Annotated in this window: 22 protein-coding genes; all 22 read left to right on the forward strand. The window is 66.6% G+C overall.

Annotated elements, in window-relative coordinates; all coding sequences use genetic code 11:
* Positions 1 to 111 precede the first annotated feature (111 nt).
* The 22 genes from AB0O93_RS15990 to AB0O93_RS16095 all read left to right on the forward strand — a co-directional run bounded on the left by AB0O93_RS15990 (position 112) and on the right by AB0O93_RS16095 (position 19805).
* Positions 112 to 336 carry a hypothetical protein gene (locus tag AB0O93_RS15990; protein ID WP_197273038.1) on the forward strand — a complete coding sequence of 75 codons (225 nt, stop codon included), beginning with the start codon at positions 112 to 114 and terminating at the stop codon, positions 334 to 336.
* 73 nt (positions 337 to 409) lie between these two features.
* A complete protein-coding gene (locus AB0O93_RS15995) occupies positions 410 to 745 on the forward strand; it encodes a metalloregulator ArsR/SmtB family transcription factor (RefSeq protein WP_354000619.1) in 336 nt (111 codons plus the stop codon).
* A gap of 262 nt (positions 746 to 1007) precedes the next feature.
* Entirely contained in the window at positions 1008 to 2900 is a 1893-nt protein-coding gene (locus tag AB0O93_RS16000) for a cation-translocating P-type ATPase (protein ID WP_236968178.1), read from the forward strand.
* A gap of 47 nt (positions 2901 to 2947) precedes the next feature.
* The gene (locus AB0O93_RS16005; RefSeq protein WP_053549015.1) at positions 2948 to 3385 is read left to right on the forward strand and encodes a hypothetical protein; all 438 of its coding nucleotides are present in this window, start codon (positions 2948 to 2950) and stop codon (positions 3383 to 3385) included.
* Positions 3386 to 3486: 101 nt separating this feature from the next.
* Positions 3487 to 4149 (forward strand): thioredoxin domain-containing protein, encoded by a 663-nt coding sequence (locus AB0O93_RS16010; protein WP_053549016.1) that lies wholly within the window; start codon positions 3487 to 3489, stop codon positions 4147 to 4149.
* Positions 4149 to 5168: an NAD(P)-binding domain-containing protein gene (locus tag AB0O93_RS16015; RefSeq protein ID WP_053549017.1), complete on the forward strand. Its 1020-nt coding sequence runs from the start codon at positions 4149 to 4151 to the stop codon at positions 5166 to 5168. Before AB0O93_RS16010 ends, AB0O93_RS16015 begins: the two co-directional genes overlap by 1 nt.
* Before the next feature lie 13 nt (positions 5169 to 5181).
* Positions 5182 to 6093, forward strand: a complete 912-nt coding sequence (locus AB0O93_RS16020) for a cation diffusion facilitator family transporter (RefSeq protein WP_053549018.1) — start codon at positions 5182 to 5184, stop codon at positions 6091 to 6093.
* Positions 6086 to 6757, forward strand: a complete 672-nt coding sequence (locus AB0O93_RS16025; RefSeq protein WP_082334822.1) for a copper resistance CopC family protein — start codon at positions 6086 to 6088, stop codon at positions 6755 to 6757. Before AB0O93_RS16020 ends, AB0O93_RS16025 begins: the two co-directional genes overlap by 8 nt.
* A complete protein-coding gene (locus tag AB0O93_RS16030; protein WP_053549020.1) occupies positions 6747 to 7283 on the forward strand; it encodes a signal peptidase II in 537 nt (178 codons plus the stop codon). Before AB0O93_RS16025 ends, AB0O93_RS16030 begins: the two co-directional genes overlap by 11 nt.
* Positions 7280 to 7615 (forward strand): DUF6804 family protein, encoded by a 336-nt coding sequence (locus AB0O93_RS16035; RefSeq protein ID WP_053549021.1) that lies wholly within the window; start codon positions 7280 to 7282, stop codon positions 7613 to 7615. The genes AB0O93_RS16030 and AB0O93_RS16035 overlap by 4 nt, the downstream gene beginning before the upstream one ends.
* On the forward strand, positions 7612 to 8220 hold the full coding sequence (locus tag AB0O93_RS16040; RefSeq protein ID WP_053549022.1) for a TlpA disulfide reductase family protein: 609 nt from the start codon (positions 7612 to 7614) through the stop codon (positions 8218 to 8220). The genes AB0O93_RS16035 and AB0O93_RS16040 overlap by 4 nt, the downstream gene beginning before the upstream one ends.
* Positions 8217 to 8984, forward strand: a complete 768-nt coding sequence (locus AB0O93_RS16045; RefSeq protein WP_301135779.1) for a cytochrome c biogenesis CcdA family protein — start codon at positions 8217 to 8219, stop codon at positions 8982 to 8984. Before AB0O93_RS16040 ends, AB0O93_RS16045 begins: the two co-directional genes overlap by 4 nt.
* On the forward strand, positions 8965 to 10683 hold the full coding sequence (locus AB0O93_RS16050) for a cytochrome c biogenesis protein ResB (RefSeq protein WP_053549024.1): 1719 nt from the start codon (positions 8965 to 8967) through the stop codon (positions 10681 to 10683). Before AB0O93_RS16045 ends, AB0O93_RS16050 begins: the two co-directional genes overlap by 20 nt.
* Positions 10680 to 10961, forward strand: a complete 282-nt coding sequence (locus AB0O93_RS16055; RefSeq protein ID WP_053549025.1) for a zf-TFIIB domain-containing protein — start codon at positions 10680 to 10682, stop codon at positions 10959 to 10961. Before AB0O93_RS16050 ends, AB0O93_RS16055 begins: the two co-directional genes overlap by 4 nt.
* 21 nt (positions 10962 to 10982) lie before the next feature.
* Entirely contained in the window at positions 10983 to 11921 is a 939-nt protein-coding gene (locus AB0O93_RS16060) for a cytochrome c oxidase assembly protein (protein ID WP_231718064.1), read from the forward strand.
* A gap of 3 nt (positions 11922 to 11924) precedes the next feature.
* Positions 11925 to 13541, forward strand: a complete 1617-nt coding sequence (gene lnt / locus AB0O93_RS16065) for an apolipoprotein N-acyltransferase (protein WP_082334823.1) — start codon at positions 11925 to 11927, stop codon at positions 13539 to 13541.
* Positions 13538 to 14944: a M23 family metallopeptidase gene (locus AB0O93_RS16070; protein WP_301135775.1), complete on the forward strand. Its 1407-nt coding sequence runs from the start codon at positions 13538 to 13540 to the stop codon at positions 14942 to 14944. Before lnt ends, AB0O93_RS16070 begins: the two co-directional genes overlap by 4 nt.
* A 192-nt stretch (positions 14945 to 15136) precedes the next feature.
* A complete protein-coding gene (locus AB0O93_RS16075; protein WP_053549030.1) occupies positions 15137 to 15844 on the forward strand; it encodes a M23 family metallopeptidase in 708 nt (235 codons plus the stop codon).
* A 76-nt stretch (positions 15845 to 15920) separates the two neighbouring features.
* Positions 15921 to 16928, forward strand: coding sequence for a c-type cytochrome biogenesis protein CcsB (gene ccsB, locus AB0O93_RS16080; RefSeq protein WP_053549028.1), 1008 nt, complete (start codon positions 15921 to 15923; stop codon positions 16926 to 16928).
* Between the two features lie 114 nt (positions 16929 to 17042).
* Positions 17043 to 19022, forward strand: coding sequence for a cytochrome c oxidase assembly protein (locus AB0O93_RS16085; protein WP_301135785.1), 1980 nt, complete (start codon positions 17043 to 17045; stop codon positions 19020 to 19022).
* A 46-nt stretch (positions 19023 to 19068) separates the two neighbouring features.
* Positions 19069 to 19464, forward strand: coding sequence for a DUF4307 domain-containing protein (locus AB0O93_RS16090; RefSeq protein WP_053549031.1), 396 nt, complete (start codon positions 19069 to 19071; stop codon positions 19462 to 19464).
* A 113-nt stretch (positions 19465 to 19577) separates the two neighbouring features.
* Positions 19578 to 19805 (forward strand): hypothetical protein, encoded by a 228-nt coding sequence (locus AB0O93_RS16095; RefSeq protein WP_363345064.1) that lies wholly within the window; start codon positions 19578 to 19580, stop codon positions 19803 to 19805.
* Positions 19806 to 19845 lie beyond the last annotated feature (40 nt).

Consider the following 19845-nt stretch of genomic DNA (forward strand, 5'->3'; position numbering starts at 1 on the left):
TCGGTACTCATCTTGACCACGCACGATGGCTCGCCAGCGTCAACGACACCAACGACTCCGCCGAAAACTCCACCACCACCCGGGACGTCACCCTCCGGTGAATGGATCGTCGTGCCTTCTGCTGTCAAACGTCCGGCCGAGCGTGAACGCTGGTCATCCACTCGATTCGTCCTTTTTGCCTTCACGTTCAACGCGTTGTGTTTGTTTGTGCTCCTGGCGAATCTGCTCACCGGCAATGTCTGGTGGAAGGTCGCGGTGCCGATCGCTGTCGTTTGCCTTCTTTTCGGGGGTCTGGCGGGGTTCCTGGCCAGGAGATTGCGGCTCAAAGAGCGATAGGGGCGAGCTCAGTCGTAGGCGCGTCGACCAACGGAGATTCTCAACCGGTCATCCCGGGCTGGATAGTCATCGTGTGCTGACTCTTTCTTCTCGTCTTGATGTGATGAACCGGCTCGGTCGGGCGATGGCCGATCCGTCGCGTTCGCGGATTCTGCTGTCTTTACTGGACGGGCCTGGGTATCCGGCAGAGCTTTCTCGGGACTTGGAGTTGACTCGCACCAACGTTTCCAATCACTTGACCTGCCTTCGAGGGTGTGGCCTGGTGGTGGCAACACCCGAGGGGCGCCGCACGCGATACGAGATCTCCGATCCTCATCTGACCCGAGGGATGCGCGATCTACTGGAGGCTGTGGTTGCTGTCGATCAGGGTGTCCCCTGCGTTGACGACGCGTGCGAGTGCTGCGCATGACCGACGGGGCATCGGTCTTCGAGCGGACGGGGTGGGCGGGATGAGCGAGGAGTGCTGCGGTCCGGACGAGCCCCGTAAGGCCGGCACGGTACGGCGAATCGAGTTGTCTGCACCTCGGGTGGCCGCGGATTCTTGCTGCTCGCCGGGCGAGCCCGCCGCACTGGCCGTTGACGCAACACCCTTGCACGTCGAAAACGGGGACGCGTGCTGCGGTCCGAGTGTCTCGGCGGCGGTGACCGGTACCGCGGGGGAGGAGCCGGAGGTGCGGTCGCCGTGGTGGCGGGATCCTGCGCTGCTCCCCTCGGTCCTTTCCGGTGTTTTCCTTCTTGCCGGGTACGTTTTCGAGTGGTCCGGGCTCTCTGTTCCCGCGCTGTTGTTGCAGTGGGTGGCGCTCCTGGCGGGTGCCTGCACGTTCGTTCCTGGCGCCGTCCGCCGGCTGCTGCGCGGTCGCCTCGGTGTCGGGTTGTTGATGATGATCGCCGCGATAGGAGCGGTGCTGCTCGGTCACGTCGGTGAGGCCGCGACGCTCGCGTTCCTGTTCTCCCTCGCCGAGGCCCTCGAGGATCGAGCTATGGATCGTGCGAGAGAAGGTCTGCGCGCGCTTCTGTCGCTGATCCCCGAGACGGTACGAGTGTCACGGTTGAACGGCGATGTCACGATCGCTGCTGCGGATGTTCGGGAGCTTGACATCCTCGTGGTCGGCGCGGGCGAACGCGTCGCCACCGACGGTGTGGTCGTGGAGGGACGGTCGAGTCTGGACACGTCGGCGGTCACGGGCGAATCCATCCCCGTCGACGTCGCCTCGGGAGACCTGGTGGCAGCGGGCTCCGTGAACGGGGCAGCGACCTTGCGGATCGAGGCGACCGCCGACGGCCGTGACAATTCCTTGACGCAGATTGTCGCGCTCGTGGAGCAGGCACACGCACGAAAAGGCGATCGGGCGCGGCTTGCTGACCGGATCGCGAGGCCTCTCGTTCCTGCGGTGCTGATTGCGGCCGCTGCGATTGTGTTGTTCGGCTTCTTGATCGGGGATCCCGGAACGTGGACGGAACGTGCGCTCGTCGTCCTGGTCGCCGCGTCCCCCTGCGCTCTGGCGATCGCTGTCCCGGTGACGGTGATCAGCGCCATCGGTGCCGCGTCCAAGTTCGGTGTCATCATCAAGTCGGGCGAGGCGTTCGAGCAACTCGGCACTATCCGCGCCATCGCTTTGGACAAGACCGGCACCCTCACCCGAAACCAGCCCGTCGTCGTCGAGGTACACCCGGCGCCGGGCGTCACCCGCGAGGGATTGCTGGCCTGGGCGGCGGCAGTCGAAGCGACCAGCACGCACCCCCTCGCCACGGCCATCACGGCGGCCGCGCCCAATGCACCGGCCGCGGTGGATGTGCTGGAGGACGCGGGGCATGGTATTACGGGCCGAGTCGGTGGCCGCACCGTGCGTGTCGGCAACGCACGTTGGTTGGACGTCAGCGAGCAGAGCGACATCGCGGAGCAGATGGCCGGGCAGGGAATGACGGTTGTGGTCGTGGAGGTTGACGGGAGGTTCGCCGGCCTGGTCGGAGTGCGCGACGAGTTGCGCCCGGAATCGGCGGAGACCGTGCGGATGCTGCACGCGCAGGGCATTGACACGGTCATGCTCACTGGCGACAACGGCCGCACCGCCCGCGCGATCGCCCGCGAGGCCGGAATCACCGACGTGCAAGCCGAACAGCTGCCGGGAGACAAGGCCGACGCGATCACCGCCCTGGTCGCCACCCGGCCCACGGCAATGGTCGGCGATGGCATCAACGACGCGCCCGCTTTGGTCACGGCCACGGTTGGAATCGCGATGGGCGTGAAAGGGTCCGCGGCGGCGATCGAATCCGCCGACGTCGCCTTCACCGGCCACGACCTCCGACTCATCCCCGCCGCGCTTGCTCATGCCAGACGCGGCCGACGGATCATGACCACCAACATCGCCCTCGCGTTGGCGATCATCGTCGTCCTGTTCCCTCTCGCGTTGTTTGGGGTGCTGGGCCTGGCCGGGGTGGTCTTGGTTCACGAGATCGCCGAATTGATCGTCATCGCCAACGGTGTCCGCGCTGCCCGCCGCCCCGCCCTTGCCCGCAGCATGTCCACGACAGTCGCACCAGAGCCCGCGCTGACGGTTGCTTGAATCTCGGCACCGCAACCGGCTGATTCGTGGAAGGTAGACTGCTCGGGATGATCTTGGCCACTCGAACACAGGATGCTGTGATTCTGAGTGAGCGCCTGCTGATAACGAGGATCATTACGAGCGTGGCTCTGGCGCTGTTGCTTGTCGTCGGGGCGTGGATGGCTACCCACACCGAGCCCGAGGCGGCCGCACCGACCGTCTCGTCTGTCACGGAGCATGTGGACGCGCACATCGCGCCCATCGCCGCTGGTGCACCGGTGATCGATCAGGGAACGACGAGTCCCGCACTGCTGGGCGTCGCGGTGTGTGTGCTCGGGGTGTTGTGTGGGCTGCTGCTGGTCGTGGTGACCCGGTGGGTGCATCGCACCCGGCGTCCGCAGCCTGAACGAAAACTCTTGCCGTTGCTGAGAGCACTGTTGCCCACGCCGGCACCGCCCCGCGCCGCCGCGTTCACGCTGACACAGTTGAGCATTTCCCGAACCTGACACCTGGCACGCCACCCGTCTGTGGTGGTGACCCTTCTCCGGCGTACCTGCCGGGGATATCTCTCTCATGCCCACGTGTCGCGACCGTTCGGAGTACCCCCATGAAAACCCCTGTAAAAGCGACGCTGATCACTGTCGCTGTCGTCGTCGCCATGATCCTGGCGGCGGTCATCTATGTCCTTGTCAACGAACGCTCGACGCCTTCCCCGGGCGGGGAGGGGGAGCCGGCATCGGTGGTGCGACCGAACTCGCATGTTCTGGACGACGGGGGTGAGGGTGCGGTCACGGTGGTGGAGTTCCTTGACTTCGAATGTGAGGCGTGCGGGGCGTTCTACCCGATCGTCGAAGACATTCGGGAGAAGTTCGCCGGTGAGATCACCTATGTCGTCCGCTACTTCCCGCTCCCCGGTCACACCAACTCCACCAACGCGGCTCTGGCTGCGGAGGCCGCTGCCGGGCAGGACCGGTTCGAGGATATGTATCACCGGCTGTTCGAGACGCAGGCCGAGTGGGGGGAGTCGCAGGAATCCCGCGCAGACCTCTTCCGCGGATTCGCGGAAGAGCTCGGGTTAGATATGGCCGCCTACGACGCGGCGATCGCGGACCCGGAAACGCTGGCCCGGGTGGAGATGGACCTCAACGAGGGTCAGGCGCTGGGTGTTTCCAGCACCCCGACGTTCTTCGTCGACGGGGAACCGCTCGAGTTGCAGCAGTGGGACGATCTCGAGGAGGCCATCACGCAAGCGTTGAGCACGGGCCCGTGATGCCTGCCAGTCTTGCGCGCCGTCGGGCGATCATCGTTGGCGCCGGTCAGTCGGGCCTTGCTGTCGCTGCGGCGCTCAGCGCGGAAGGGCTGCAACCCCAACAGGATTTCGTCGTGATCGATGCGGCAGCTCCGGGTCAGCGTAGTTGGTCGTCACGGTGGCACTCGATGGTGCTGCTCAGTGACGCCCGACACAGCGCTCTCCCGGCTCGCCGGCATCCGGGGGATCAACGGCTGCACCCCAGGGTGGATGAGATGGTCGGTTACCTCAAGGTGGTCGAGGCCGCGATCGGTGTCGAAACAGCCTGGGGTGTCCACGTCACCGGGGTCGAGCGGCGTGGCGATGGATCGACGCTGCATCTATCCACTTCTGTCGGTGAGGTGCAGACCCGCAACATTGTCTGCGCCACGGGTGCTGCCGCCTACCCCCGACTTCCCAAATGGTCTACCGCACTGAGCGTGCCCGGTGTCGCGATCCACAGCAGCAGCTACCAGTATCCCCGCCAGATTCCCACCCGCGATGTGCTTGTCATCGGCGGCGGCAACAGCGGTCTGCAGATCGCGCGGGAGCTTGCCGGATCCCATGCGGTGACCCTGGCGGCGCGTACGCGCCGTGCGCACCGCCCGTTGGTGAGCTACCCGTCGGCAGCGGGGCGGCATCGGCCATTGTTCGGCGGAGAACTTCGTCCGGAGCCGGTGTTCGGTGACAGCTACGAACGGCTGCAACAGGCCGGTGTGCGCATGGCCCCGGCGGTGACACACGCGCGGGGTGGGGCGGTGACCTTCGCGGACGGGACGACGGCATCACCGGGTTCTGTGATCTTCGCGACCGGCTACCTCCCCGGAGACGATTGGTTTCCCGATGAGGCACGCATCCGTGGGCCGCGGCGCACAACGACCCCTTTACCTGGCCTGTTCGTCGCTGGATTCCCGCAGTACAGCCGCCGCGGCGTCGACACCATCGCCGGGGTCTCCGCGGACGCGGCAGCGATCGCGCACCACATCATCAACCGGCCGTAAGAGAGGGACCATCATGGGCGCTGGCCATAGCCACGACACGGGGGAGGCGACCCCTCGGAACAGATTACTGATCGCGTTCTCGATCACCGCGTCCGTGTTCGTGATCGAAGTCATCGGCGCGATCATCACCGGCAGCCTCGCCCTGCTCGTGGACGCCGCGCACATGCTGACCGACGTGATCGGCCTCGCGATGGCGGTCACCGCCGCGCATCTGATGAACCGGCCCCCGTCTGACCGGTACACGTTCGGGCTGCGGCGTGCGGAAGTGCTCGCCGCCCTCGCCCAGGCCGCACTGCTCCTCGGTGTGGGGATCTTCGCGCTGGTTGAGGGCGTACGGCGACTGTTCGAGCCGCCCGAGATCGCGTCGGGCAGCCTATTGTTCTTCGGGATCGTCGGCCTGGTCGCGAACATCGCATCCCTGCTTGTGCTGATGAGCGGTCGCACACGCAACCTGAACATGCGCGCCGCATTCCTCGAGGTCCTCAATGATGCACTCGGCTCCGTCGGTGTCATCGTCAGCGCCATCCTGATCGCCACCCTCGGCTGGTACCAGGCAGACGCGGTCGCCGGCATCCTGATCGCTCTCCTGATCATCCCGCGCACCTTCATCCTGCTCCGCGCGTCCGGCAGCGTCCTCCTCGAATCCACCCCTCCCGGCCTTGATCTCGCGGAGGTACGCCGACACATCCTCGAGCTCCCGCCGGTGGTCGCTGTGCACGACCTGCACGCCTCCCAAGTCTCCACGGACCTGCCCACTCTGACCGCGCACGTCGTCGTCGACGACACCCTCACCCCGGAACAGTCCGCTCGGCTGCTGCAAGAGCTCCAGGAGTGTGTCTCCGAACACTTTCCGGTGAGCATCGAGCACGCCACGTTCCAGATCGAACCGCAATCCCACCCCGGAGAACACACCACCCATGCGTAACCACCGCCGCTCACTCATCACCAGCCTGGCCACCCTTCTCCTCGGAGCCGGACTGACGTTGGCTGTTGCGACCCCCGCCCAAGCGCACGACGAACTGGTCTCCTCCTCTCCGGCAGCGGAATCCACAATCACCGGATCACCGACAGAAATCACCCTGTCCTTCAGTGGTGAACTCATCGCGGGAATGCAATCCGCCGCCGTCGACGTGATCGCCCCAGATGGGAAGAACATCGCCACCGATGCACCGGCAGAGGATGGCACCTCCATCACTCAGCAGCTCGCCCCGAACCCGCCGGCCGGGCTGTTCACCGTCCGGTGGAAAGTCGTCTCCAGTGATGGCCATCCGATCAGCGGCGAATACACCTACACCGTCGCACCCACCGACGCCGTCGCGAGTAGACCCGCCGCCACACCGAGCACGGCTCCGCAGACCCCCGCACCGACCGCGACCGAAGCGCCCGCTGACAACGGATACGGGGGCGAGACCTCCGGAGGCGGCGATACCTTCGCGATCCTCGCTGTGCTCGGGGGAGTGGTCGTCCTCGGGGCGACCCTCGTCATCGTGTTGATGGTCGGCAGGGAACGTCGACAACTCGACCGTGCCGCCGCCGCGCGAGCCGCCCGGGATGCTCCCGCAGAGAAGGACTCTACAAATGAGTCGTAACCAAGCACGCAGGTTCGCTCTCGCATGCATCGCCGCAGCAGGCGTGGTGCTGATCGATCAGGCCAGCAAGGCGGCCGCCTTGTCCACGCTAAGAGAGGACGAGCGGATCCCACTGCTGGGTGAACTGCTCGGTCTGCAACTCGCTTTCAACCCTGGAGCCCTCCTCTCCTTAGGGTCCGGGGCGACATGGCTGCTGACCCTGCTGGGGGTGGCCGCGACCGTCGTTCTCATCGTCGCCGCAGCTCGCGCCCGCACCACCGGCTGGGCGGTCGGGATCGGGCTGATCCTGGGCGGCGCGATCGGCAACCTCATCGACCGGCTCTTCGCGCCACCCGCGTTCGGCCGCGGCCATGTCACCGACTTCCTCGCGTACGGCAACTGGTTTATCGGCAACCTCGCCGACGTTGCTCTCGGTGCCGGCGTGATCGTCCTGGCCGGAAGTCTCTGGATCCGTCACCGCCGCACCCCCACAACAGCCACGGATGAACCCCCGGTCACGGCTCCCACCCTGGAGGCAGGACGATGACGACGAAACAGCGAAACCCTTCGACCTACCAGCGCAACGCGTTCGCACCGAGCCTGCTCGCCGCGGCAGCCCTATTCCTCGCACCGGTGCTGATGGGCAACGACTGGTTCCTGGCGGTGCTGTTTCTCACCTCCATCCTGGGCGTGATTGTCGCGTGGTTCGCGGTGCAGGCGCGGCAGTGGTGGTGGGTGCCCGTGTTCGCGGTGATGGTGGTGATCTGGAACCCGGTCTTCCCGTTCCCGTTCACCGGGCCCGTGTGGACGGCGGCACAACCGGTCGCAGCCGTGGTATTCCTCGTCGCCGGTGCGCTGATCAAAGTGCGCCGCCCATGACCACGCACAGAGGCCGGACCCGGACTGCTGTCGCCCTGCTCCTCGCGGCGACGTTACTGACCGGATGTGCGGCGGATGACTCCCTCGCGCAGCAGTACCGGGACGGCAATGAGAAGGGTTACATCTCCGGCGATTTCCAGGTCGTGGAGATTCCGGAGCCGGAACGGGGGGATCCGGTCGTGTTCGAGGGTGTTACCGAGACCGGTGACCCGGTGACCAGTGACGACTATCGGGGTGAGGTGTTGGTGGTGAACTTCTGGTACGCCGCGTGTGGGCCGTGCATCGTCGAAGCGCCGCTCCTGGAAGAGGTGTGGCAGGAGTACCAGGACCAGGGTGTCGCGTTCCTCGGCGTGAACACCTACGATCAGCCGGCCACCGCGCTCTCTTTCGCCCGCGATAACAACATCACCTACCCGAGCGTGATCGATGTGAACGACGGGCAGGTCAAACTCGCATTCGCGCAGCTCACCCCCATCCAAGCCACCCCCACCACCCTCGTCATCGACCGTGACGGGAGAGTCGCCGCGCGGATCATCGGACAGCTGGCCTCCGCGTCCATCCTCTCCACACTCGTCGCCGATGCTCTCGCGGAGGATGCCCCGTGAACCCGGGGGTGGCGATCGTCGACGGTGCCCTCTGGGTGGCTGTCCCGGTCGCGGTGCTCGCCGGGCTGGTGTCGTTCCTGTCCCCGTGCGTGTTGCCGCTCGTGCCCGGCTACCTCGGCTACCTCGGCAGCACCACCACCGACACCCTAACCACCTCAACAGGGTCAGGAACGACGGTGCGGACAGAGCGTGCACGACTCCTGCTGGGGGTGGCCCTGTTCATCGCCGGTTTCACCGTGGTGTTCGTGGCCGTCACCATCCTTGGGGGCGCGTTCGGATACTTGCTGCTGCAGTACGCGAACATCCTCACCCGGGTCTTCGGGGTCATCATCCTCCTCCTCGGGCTGGTGTTCCTCGGCCTGTTCGGGTTCGCCCAACGCACCCTTCGCCCCCGCGCCCGAGGCCGCGCCGGGTTGATCGGCGCCCCATTGCTCGGCTTCGCGCTCGGCGTCGGCTGGACGCCCTGTATCGGTCCCACCCTCGCCGCGATCATCTCGATGTCATGGAACCTGGGCGACCCGGCTCGCGCCGGACTGCTCGGCCTGGCCTACTCCCTCGGCTTGGGGATCCCGTTCCTGATCCTTGCGGCCGGGTGGGGATGGGCATCCCGGTCCGTGACATTCCTGCGCCGCCACATCCGCGCGCTGAACATCATCGGCGGAGTGATGCTCATCCTCCTCGGGCTGCTGATGGTCACCGGAGCGTGGACGGCGCTGATGTCGGCACTGCAACAGGTGGTGATCAATGTCCCCCTCCCACTCTGAGACCGATACGACGAACGAGGCTGTCGACCCGCTCCGACCTCGCGACCACGCCGACAGCGACGACGGTGACAATGCCGCGGACGTGACCTCGCCCGCGCTCGGCATCGTGGGCTGGGCGAGGTGGGCGTGGCGGCAGCTGACTAGTATGCGTACCGCCCTGGTGCTGCTGCTGTTTCTCGCGATCGCCGCCGTACCGGGGTCTCTGTTCCCACAGCGCACCGCCGACCCCAACGGCGTCATCAAATGGGAACGCGACAATCCGGAGGTGTTCCCTCTCGCCGACGCGATCGGCCTGTTCGACGTGTACCAGTCGCCCTGGTTCTCCGCGATCTACCTGCTGCTGTTCACCTCCCTCATCGGCTGTGTGATACCCCGCGCAAAGCACCACTACAAAGCCCTCAGATCCCAGCCGCCCCGCACCCCCGCCCGCCTCTCCAGACTCTCCGACTACCGGGAGGTCACCGTATCGGCAGGGGGTCCGACCAAGAACGGGGCGGAAGAGGCGATTGAGCTCGCGGAGCGGCAACTGCGCCGCGCCGGGTACCGGGTGCACAGGTACGACGGCCGCGGGTGGGCTTCGGTCTCGGCGGAGCGCGGGTATCTGCGGGAGACCGGGAACCTGGTCTTCCATGTTGCCTTGATTGGGGTGTTGGTCTCTGCTGGCATCGGCGGCGGGTTCGCATACACCGGACAGCGGGTCGTGGTGGAGGGCACCACGTTTGTCAACGCCCTGAGCGACTACTCCTCTTTTGACCCGGGCCGGTTCATCGACGGAACCGGCCTCGCCCCGTACTCGATGACCCTCGACGAGTTCGAAGTCACGTATCAGCTCCCCGGAGCCCCCGGCGCGGGACAAGCAGGGGACTTCTCCGCCAACGTGACCATCCGCCAACCCGGGCAGGACGACCGCAGCGAGAGCGTCATCGTCAACTATCCGATCACCGTCGAAGGTGACCGGATCTACCTGCTCGGAAACGGGTACGCGCCCACCCTCACCATCCGGAACCCGGCGGGGGAAGTCGTATTCAGCGAATCGCAGCCGTTCTTGCCGCAGGACTCGTTCATGACCTCCTTGGGGGTCATCAAGGTCCCGGACGGGATGCCTGAGCAGCTCGGTCTGGTCGGATTCTTCTACCCCACCCAGGGTGTGCTGCCGTCCGGTGCGTACACGTCGGTGTACCCGGATGCGATCAACCCGGTGCTCACTCTCAATGTGTTCAGCGGTGACCTCGGGATCGATGACGGCACCCCCCGGTCCGTCTACACCCTCGATGTCGACGGGCTCACCCAGCACACCGGCGCCGACACCGGCGCCGCGTCGCTCGAGCTCACCCCCGGCGCGACCGCTGACCTTCCCAACGGGTGGGGGACGATCACCTGGGAGGACGACACCGCGGTGGTCGGTGAACCGGTGAAACGGTTCGCGTCGCTGCAGATCCAAAACGACCCCTCCGGCACCTGGGTGCTCGCCTTCGCCACCCTCGCCACCCTGGGACTGATCGCCGGGATGTTCGTACCCCGCCGCCGCGTGTGGATCAAAGCCCACACCACCCCTGCGGGCGTCCGTGTCGAATACGCCGGCCTCGCGCGCGGTGAAGACCCGACCCTCCACAAAGCCGTCCGCGACATCGCGGACACTCATGCCGCCGCGCTGACCGGCACCACAAGCCACATCCCTCCCGAAGGAGAAAACCGATGAAATGTCCCATTGACGATGCCCTGCTCGTGGTGACCGAGCGTTCCGGTGTCGAGATTGACTACTGCCCGCAATGCCGTGGCGTCTGGCTGGACCGCGGCGAACTGGACAAGATCATCGACCGCACCTCCGACTCCCGCGCGCCCGAATACCCCGCACCACCATCACGCGACTCCCCCCACGGCCGCAGCGACTCTCAACCGAACCGAGGCGATTCCCGTCACGACCGAGGAGAGAAGCGCCGTCGAGAGGGTTTCCTCGGCGACCTCTTCGACTTCTGATCACTCAACCGAGATGAGACCGTGAACGACTGGATCCCCGGGGCACCGCCGACACTGCTCGGCTTCCTCAGCCCTGGGCCGTTGCCGCTGCCACTGCTGCCAGTAGTGGCAGGCCTGCTCGCCGTCGCCTACCTGGCCGGCGCGGTGCGGCTGTGGTCGCTGGGGCGTCAGTGGCCGGTGTGGCGCACGGTCAGCTTCCTGCTCGGCTGCATCGTCCTCGCCGCGGTTACCGGGCTCGGAGTCGAGGGGTACGGGTACGCGCTGTTCTCGGTGTTTATGTTCCAGCAGCTCACCCTGATGATGGCAATCCCTCCGCTGCTGGTTCTCGGCTCTCCCGGCACGCTGTTGCTGCGCGCCACGCCCCACCACGGCGCCGGCCTCCTGATCCTCCGCGCGGCACATGCGGGGCTGCGCAGCCGGACCGCCCGGTGGCTGCTCAGCCCGTGGCTGGCGGTCCCGTTGTACCTGGCCGCGTTCTACGGTCTCTACCTGGCGAACTTCGCCGACCCGATCCTTGCCACCGTCACGGGCCACACTCTCCTCGAGGTCGGGTTCCTGGTTGCCGGGATGCTGTTCACGATCCCGATTCTGTCCTCAGACCCGCTCCCGGTGCGGATGAGCCACGGTGGACGCGCTCTGGATGTGTTCGCCGAAGCCGCCCTGCACGCGTTCTTCGGCGTGTTCCTGATGATGGCCACCAGCACCCTCGTGCAAGGGTTCGCCGGGCCGACGAGCGCGCTGGGAATGGACCCGATCGAAGACCAACGCCTCGCCGGTGGCCTGGCCTGGTCCTACGGCGAAGCTCCCACCCTGCTGATGCTCATCTACGTGATGCACCGCTGGTTCCGCGAGGACACCGCCCAGGCCGTCGCCGCCGACCGCCGCGCCGACGCTCACGGTGACCCCGAACTCGATGCATACAACGACTACCTGACCCGACTGCACCAGAAAGACACCTGACCGATGCCCACGACCCTGCCCCCTCCTGCCCCGGCTGCTGCGCCGGAGCGCGGGACGCCACAGCGTGCGCCGTCATGGTCGATGCCGCTCTGGGCGGCGGTAGCGGCGGCCGCCGCTGCCGGGGTCTTCCTGGATGTGGCGTCCGCGCCGGTCGGGTGGTGGCCACTGGCTTTCGTGAGCGTCACGGTCGCCCTGCTGAGCCTGATCGGCCGCAGCATCGGCGGTGCACTGCTGGTCGGCACCGTCTTCGGGACCGTGTTCTACACCGCCCACTTGGTATGGGTGGGGGAGTTCCTCGGCCCGGTGCCGTGGCTTGCCCTCGCCGGGCTGGAAGCGATCTTGTTCGGCGTAGGCGCGGTGCCGATCGCCCTCGCCTACCGGTGGACCGCACGTCACCGGCCACGCGGCGCCGTGCAGCTGCTCGCGGTGCCGCTGCTGGTCGGGGGGCTGTGGGCGGTACGCGAGGTGGTGATGGGAGCGTGGCCGTACTCCGGGTTCCCGTGGGCGCGGGTCGGGATGACGCAGGTCGGCGGGCCGTTCGTCGAGGTCGCGTCGTGGACGGGCGTGACCGGGTTGTCGTTCCTGATCGTGATGGTATGCGCCGCCGTGGTGCAGTGGCTGCGTGCGGGCGGGTTCCGATTCGCCCGCGGCCTGCTCCCCGTCGGCGTCGTCGCGGTTCTCCTGGCTGTGATGCCGCAGTTCCCCACCACCGCGGCCGGGGCATTCCGAGTCGGATGGGTGCAGGGCAACGGCCCGACCGGGTACTTCGACGTAAAAGCGCCTGGCGACGTCCTCGCCGCTCAGACATCAGCGACAAGCCCCTTGTACGGGCAGCCGATGGATCTGCTGGCCTGGCCGGAAGGCGGCGTCGACGCCGACCCGCTCAGCGACCCCGCCGCCGCGGCCGCACTGGACCGTGTCGTGAAGGCAGCGCGAGCACCGCTGCTGATGAACGCCGCCACAACCCGCGGCGGCGATGTCTTCAACACCTCGCTGCTGTGGACCGCAGATCCCGCGGACCGGCAGTGGCATGACAAGGTCAACCCGGTCCCGTTCGGAGAATACGTGCCCGACCGGTGGTTCTACGAACTGATCGTCCCTGACCTGGTCGGTCTGATCCAACGCGAATACACCCCCGGCAACAACCCCCCGCTCGTGCAGGTCGGAGACGTCGGTGTCGGGTTGGCGATCTGCTTCGACGTGATCTACGACACCGTCATCTGGGACGGCGCCCAGCAGGGTGCGCAAATGTTCGTGTTTCAGACCAACAACGCCGACTTCCGCGGCACCGACGAGAACCTGCAGCAACTCGCGTTCGCCCGCATGCGCGCCATCGAAACGGGTCGCGCCGTCGTTAACGTCTCGACGGTGGGCACCAGTCAGGTGATCGCCCCAGACGGCACCACCCTCGACAGCATCGGCGTCGACACCGCTGGCGCCGCGGTCAGCACTGTCCCGCTGCGCACGGGGCTCACCCCGTCAATCGTGCTCGGCCCCTGGCTCACCGGTTTCATCGTCCTCGCCTCCGGTGTTGCTCTCGCGGCGGCCGGCTTCTCCCACCGTGCCCGCACGCGGTCGGGCGACACGAATCATCCGACCGGCCGAAGGAGTCTTCGATGAACGCGGCGCGGACGGGACATGCCGGATACGAACACGACCACGGGCGCGCAACGCCACAAGTGGTCCCCACCAAGGCCGCGCGGGAAGATCCGCGGAGGGCAGAGGAATGCGGGTGCGCACCTACTCCCGCCGAGAGCCGAGAGCTGCGGGCAGGTGTCAGCCGACGCACCCTGCTGGGCGCGGGGACCGCTGGCCTGGTCGCCCCGATCGTGGCTGGCCCGTTGCTGCCCTCAGCGTTCGCGGCCACCTATCCGTCCTGGGACGACGTGCAGGCAGCCAAAGCGAACGAAGCGACCAAGGCTGCCGAGGTGCAGCGGATCCAGGGTTTCATCCAAAGCCTCACCGGCGAGGTGGCGCGCACCCGCACCGCCGCTGAGCAGGCCGCGGGTGCGTTCTACACCGCCCAGCAGGAGTACTTCGAGGCGGCCGTGCGAGCGGACACGCTGCAGTCCCAGGCCGACGCGGAAGCAGCCAACGCGACCGACGCGGCGAACAAAGCCGGCCGCGTTGCCGCACAGCTGTATCGAGACGGCGGCGACCAGACCTCTCTCGAGCTGTTCTTCTCGGGCTCCGCCGCCACCGCGGACGACCTGCTCACGCGGCTGGGCGTGATGGACAAACTGCTGGAACGCAACCAGAGGGTGTATGCCACCGCGATCACCGCGCGCGACGCTGCGCAGAGTTTGACCGATCAGGCGGTCGTGGCCAGAGATGAGCGCGACCGGCTGCAGGCGGTCGCGGAGCAGAAGATGTCCGAATCGCAGCAGGCCGCCGATGCCGCCCAAGCAGCCCTCGACGCCCAGACACTCAACCTTGGTCAACTGCAAGCCCAACTCGCCGCTCTCCAAGACACCACGGCGAAGACTATCGCCGATTATCAGGCCGGCGTCGAAGCTGCCCGCATCGCCGAGGAGCAACGCCGAGCGGCGGAACGAGCAGAGGCTGAACGTCTCGCCGCCGCAGGCAACGGAGGGGGAGTGGTCAGTTCCGGGTGGGCACGGCCCACATCCGGGCGCCGCACTTCGGATTTCGGGCCACGCAGCTCGCAATGCGGAAACGGATACTGCTCGACCAGCTACCACTACGGCGTCGACCTGAGCGGTGGCTGCAGCGCCGGGATCTACGCCGCCGCGGCCGGCACCGTCGTCTACGCCGGATACAACGGCGGCTACGGCAACTACATCAAAATCGACCACGGCGGCGGGATCGGCACCGGATACGCCCACATCCGCAACGGCGGGTTCAACGTGGGATACGGCCAGCGCGTGAACGCCGGCGACCTGATCGGCAGCGAAGGCAACACCGGAAACGCGTTCGGCTGCAACCTGCACTTCGAGGCCTACGTCAACGGGTCACCCGTCAACCCCATCAACTTCCTCGCCGACCGCGGCGTCTCCATCTAACCCGAAACGAAGGAGGACATCATGACTGACCAGCCCACATCACCAGGCGGCGATCACCCTCAGAGTGCCCCCACCAGGCGCAGCCTGCGCCACGCTGCACCCCTGCCACACACCAGCATCCTGACGCCACCGCTCCTACGGCGCACGACCGCAAGTAGGTCCGCTCCCCGCGGGTCCAATGTGCTCCGCCCGATGCGGTCCCTGGCGGTCCTCACGATGGTCACCGGCCTGGTCGCAACCGTCGCGCTACCCGCATACGCTGCCTGGCAGCCTGCGGACGCAGAGATCTCGACACTGCAGCAAGTTGCCTCGGACGACGCGCAATCCCTCGTCGTGGCCTCCGACTCAGCCGCAGGACAGCTCTCCCGAGAAAGCTACGCCGCAACCACACAGGCAGAGATCGACCAGAAGAAGGCGGCAGAAGCAGCCGCAGCCCGTGCCCGCGACTCAGCCCGCGTCGCCTCGGTGCCGTTCGACTACACCATGGTGAGCCCCGGCAGCGGGACCGTGCGCTGGCCGGTGGGCGGTCCCTTCACCGTGACCGACAGGTTCGGCGCTCGAGGCGGCGCGCACATGGGCACCGACATGGTCGCCGCCGGCGGTACCCCCGTCTACGCCTCCGTCGACGGCGTCGTGCGGATCTCGCAAGACAGCTACAACGCCTACGGCGTCACCGTCGTGCTGGAATCCGTTCTGAACGGGCAGCAGATCAGCACGGTGTACCCGCACATGCAGACCGGAAGCCGACAGGTCACCACCGGCCAGTCGGTCTCCGCCGGCCAGCTGGTCGGTCTCGTCGGCAGCACCGGGCGCTCCACCGCGAACCATCTGCACTTCGAGGTCTACCTCGACGGAACCGCTGTCGATTCGCTGGCCTGGCTGGAAGCGAACGCAGGCTGACCCATGCCCACGTATCTTCCACCCTCCACGCTCCTCCCCAGCCCGTGACCGCAACGAAGAAGAGGACGACCCTGCCATGACCGGACCCGACGCGCTCTCCCTCGACGGCATCTCGTTGCTGCTGGTATGGACGGCGATCGCCACCTACGTACTTGCGTTCATCGCCTACACCATCGACCTCGCCCAACGCTCCGTCCCCGCCAGCATCCCTCAGCGGGAGCCGCTCCTGGTCGGCGCCGCCGCAGCCGCGAGCTCACAGACGGGGACCACTCCGGCTGAGCCGCTCGACAGCATGCACACGCCTCCCTCGCAGCGGCAGCGGCTGATATGGGCGCGGATCGGGACGTCGCTGACGGTCCTCGCGTTCCTGTTCCACCTCGCTGGCACCATCCTGCGCGGAATCGCCGCCGAACGGGTGCCGTGGGCGAACATGTATGAATTCGCGCTGACGGGCACTGTCCTGATCGTCGCGGTGTACCTGGTGGTGCTCCGCCGCTTCGACCTCCGGTTCCTGGGCGCCTTCCTCATCGGTATGGTGGTGCTGCTCCTTGGCGGGGCGACGATCACGTTCTACGTCGACGTCGTCCCGCTGATGGACCCACTCAAGAGCGTGTGGCTGATCATCCACGTCTTCGTCGCCTCGCTCGCCACCGCCCTGTTCGCAATCGCATGCGGCCTCTCCATCACCCAGCTCATGCAAGCACGCCGTGAACGCCGCGCTCAGGCATCCTCGGAAACCGTCGGCCCCGGGTTCCTGCGCACGCTGCCCCCTGCCGACGCGCTCGAATCACTCGCCTACCGGTTCGCGATCGTGGGATTCGTGTTCTGGACATTCACTCTCATCGCAGGCTCGATCTGGGCGAACGACTCCTGGGGCCGCTACTGGGGCTTTGACACCAAGGAAGTGTGGACGTTCGTGATCTGGGTGCTCTACGCCGGCTACATCCACGCCCGCGCGACCAGGGGCTGGCGGGGCAGCCGCTCCGCCTGGCTGTCCATCATCGGGTTCGTCGCGGTGCTGTTCAACTTCACGATCGTCAACATGTTCTTCAAAGGACTGCACGCCTACTCCGGGCTCAGCTGACATGCGCTCCCACACTGAAGGCACCGACATGCCCCCGAGGCCTCCGACTCCCGGCGCCGCACATACAAGTCTCAACCCTGTTCTCAGGCGCAGAACGTGCCGACCATCACCGGGATGAAGGCCCGCACATTACGGGCAGTCGGACCGGCGATCCTCGGCACAGTCGCACTGGTCGTCATAGTCTGGGCGTTGGGGTTCGGCGGCGGTGCCGCGGAACTGTCGTTAGACGACGCCGGCCCGATCGCACGCTGGGGACTTCCCGTCGCAAAGCTGATCGTGAACCTCGCTGCCGCGGGTATGGTCGGCGTTCTCGTGACCGCGCTTTTCACGCTCCGCCCCGGTGAGCGCGAGTTCGACGTCGCCCTCGATACCGCCTCGATTTCCGCCGCCGTGTTCACCGTCGCGGCGGGCGCGACCGGGTTCCTCACGTTTCTCAGCGTGTTCAACCCCGCGCTCGACGCAGGACCGCAGTTCGGTGCGCAGCTCGGTCGGTTCCTCGTTGAGCTCGAGGTGGGCCGCACCTGGCTGATTACGACGGTTGCAGGCGCAGCACTGACCGTGCTCACCTTCGCCGTCCGGTCCTGGGTCAGCACGTTCGTCGTTGCGCTGCTCGCGGTCGCCTCGCTTGTGCCGATGGGCACACAGGGACACTCTGGCGATGACGCCTTCCACCACGAGGCGATGATGGCGCTCATTCTGCACATCATCGGCGCCGCGGTGTGGCTCGGCGGGCTGCTCCTGCTCATCGCCGTCCGTCCCGTCCTTGATCAGCGCCGCATCCCCGATGTCGTCGCCCGATACTCGAGCATCGCCCTTGCCGCGTTCGTGCTCGTCGCCGTGTCCGGCACCGTTCGTGCGGCTATAGGACTGCAGGAGTGGTCTGCCCTACTCTCTCCCTATGGCGCGATCTTGGGCGTCAAAGTCATCGCGCTCATTGGGCTCGGCCTCCTCGGTGTGTGGTACCGCGCTCGCCTAGTCGGCAGGATGCGCGAATCTGGCGCAGCATCCCGCGCCTTCTGGACACTGATCGCCTTCGAGCTAGCGCTGATGGGTGCGGCCAGCGGCGCCGCGGCAGCGCTGGCACGCACCCCGCCTCCGAACCCAGCCCCACTTCCCGAGATCCCGACACCGGCAGAACGCCTCACCGGTGCACCGTTGCCCCCGGAGCTCACGATCGAACGGTGGGTCACCGCATGGAACGTTGACCTGTTGTGGGCGGTGGTCGCTGGCTTCGCGGTCTTCTTCTACCTCGCCGGGGTGTGGCGGTTGCGGCGCCGTGGCGACGCGTGGCCGGTCTACCGCACGATCCTCTGGATCGCGGGGATGGCACTGCTGGTGTGGGTCACCGGTGGTGTAATCAACGTCTACCAGGACTACCTGTTCAGCATGCACATGGTCGGGCACATGCTGCTCACGATGGCGATCCCGGTGCTGCTGGTGGCTGGAGCTCCGGTGACGCTCGCAGCCCGAGCGATCCGCAAGCGTGACGACGGCACCCGCGGCGGCCGTGAGTGGATCCTGTGGGCCGTGCACTCCCCAGCCGCGCGCGTGTTGACGAACCCATTTGTCGCGGCCGGCCTGTTCATCGGGTCGCTGTGGATCTTCTATTACACCGATCTCTTCCGGTGGTCGCTGTACGACCACCTCGGCCACCAATGGATGATCGCCCACTTCCTCATCACCGGCTACCTGTTCGTCCAATCATTGATCGGCATAGACCCGGTGCCGTGGCGGCTGCCATACGCCGGTCGGCTACTGCTGCTGATCGGAATCATGGCGATGCACGCCTTCTTCGGCATCGCCATCATGATGCAATCGGGGCTGATGGTCGCCGAGTGGTTCGGAGCGATGGGCCGCACCTGGGGAGCCACACCGCTGGAAGACCAGTACATCGGCGGCGGCATCGCCTGGTCGATCGGCGAGATCCCGACCCTCATCCTCGCGATCACCGTCGCGATCCAGTGGAGCCGTAGCGACGCACGCGAGACGAAGCGCCGCGACCGGCACGATGACCGCACCGGCGAAGCCGAACTGGATGCGTACAACGCACGCCTGCGCGAGCTCGCCATGCGCGACACCCGCGACCGCAAATGATCGCCTCATCGGAAGGATCTATTGAGATCCGCGCAGGAGGCGCTGCATGACAACAAGGGAACAGCTCGACGAACGCTACGGCCGCGCTTCGCACCCCGCCCGCCGCCGCGCGCGGTGGATCATCCTCACGGTTGCGGCCGCCGCGGCAGTCGTGGCGCTCTCATGGTTGACCGTCTCGAACTCCGATGACGATGTCGGATACGACGAGACCGGTTTCGAGCTGGTCGACGCACGCACTGTGACCGTGTCGTTCCAAGTCACCCCACCTTCGAACACAGCCTTCGCCTGCGCCATCAAAGCCCTGGACGAAGACTTCGGCGTCGTGGGTTGGCGAGTCGTGGAATACCCCGCGTCGGAGTCGGTGACGCGAGCGTTTCTGGAGACTATTCCGACTGTCGCCCAGGCCACGACCGGCACAGTCCACTCGTGCTGGGCCAGATAGCCGCTGCCAGAAAGGTCACCCTCAACGGAACGTTTCGGGCTCATAGGCTCTTGGAGATTCCTCCGACACGTAGATGTCGGGCACTCGCGCACGGGCAGGAGGATCATTGATGGATGATCATCGAAGTGCTTCATATCGACGACTGCCCGAGTTGGGGCGAGGCGGGCAACCGGCTGCGGGCGGCGTTGGACGCCACGGGGTTCGGTGACGCAAAGATCAACTATCGAGTCCTGAGGACGACCGACGAGGTTGCGGGGGTTCCGTTTGCGGGATCGCCCACAATCCTTCTAGGGCGTGTCTCCCATATGCGCGGGGAGGCTCGCGGCAGTCTGGTGGGGTGAGGTCGACGGGTTCGCGGTTTCGGGTGTTCACGGATGAGCA

It is taken from the genome of Microbacterium sp. NPDC077184 (assembly GCF_040687055.1).
In the GTDB taxonomy this organism is placed as follows: Bacteria; Actinomycetota; Actinomycetes; order Actinomycetales; family Microbacteriaceae; genus Microbacterium.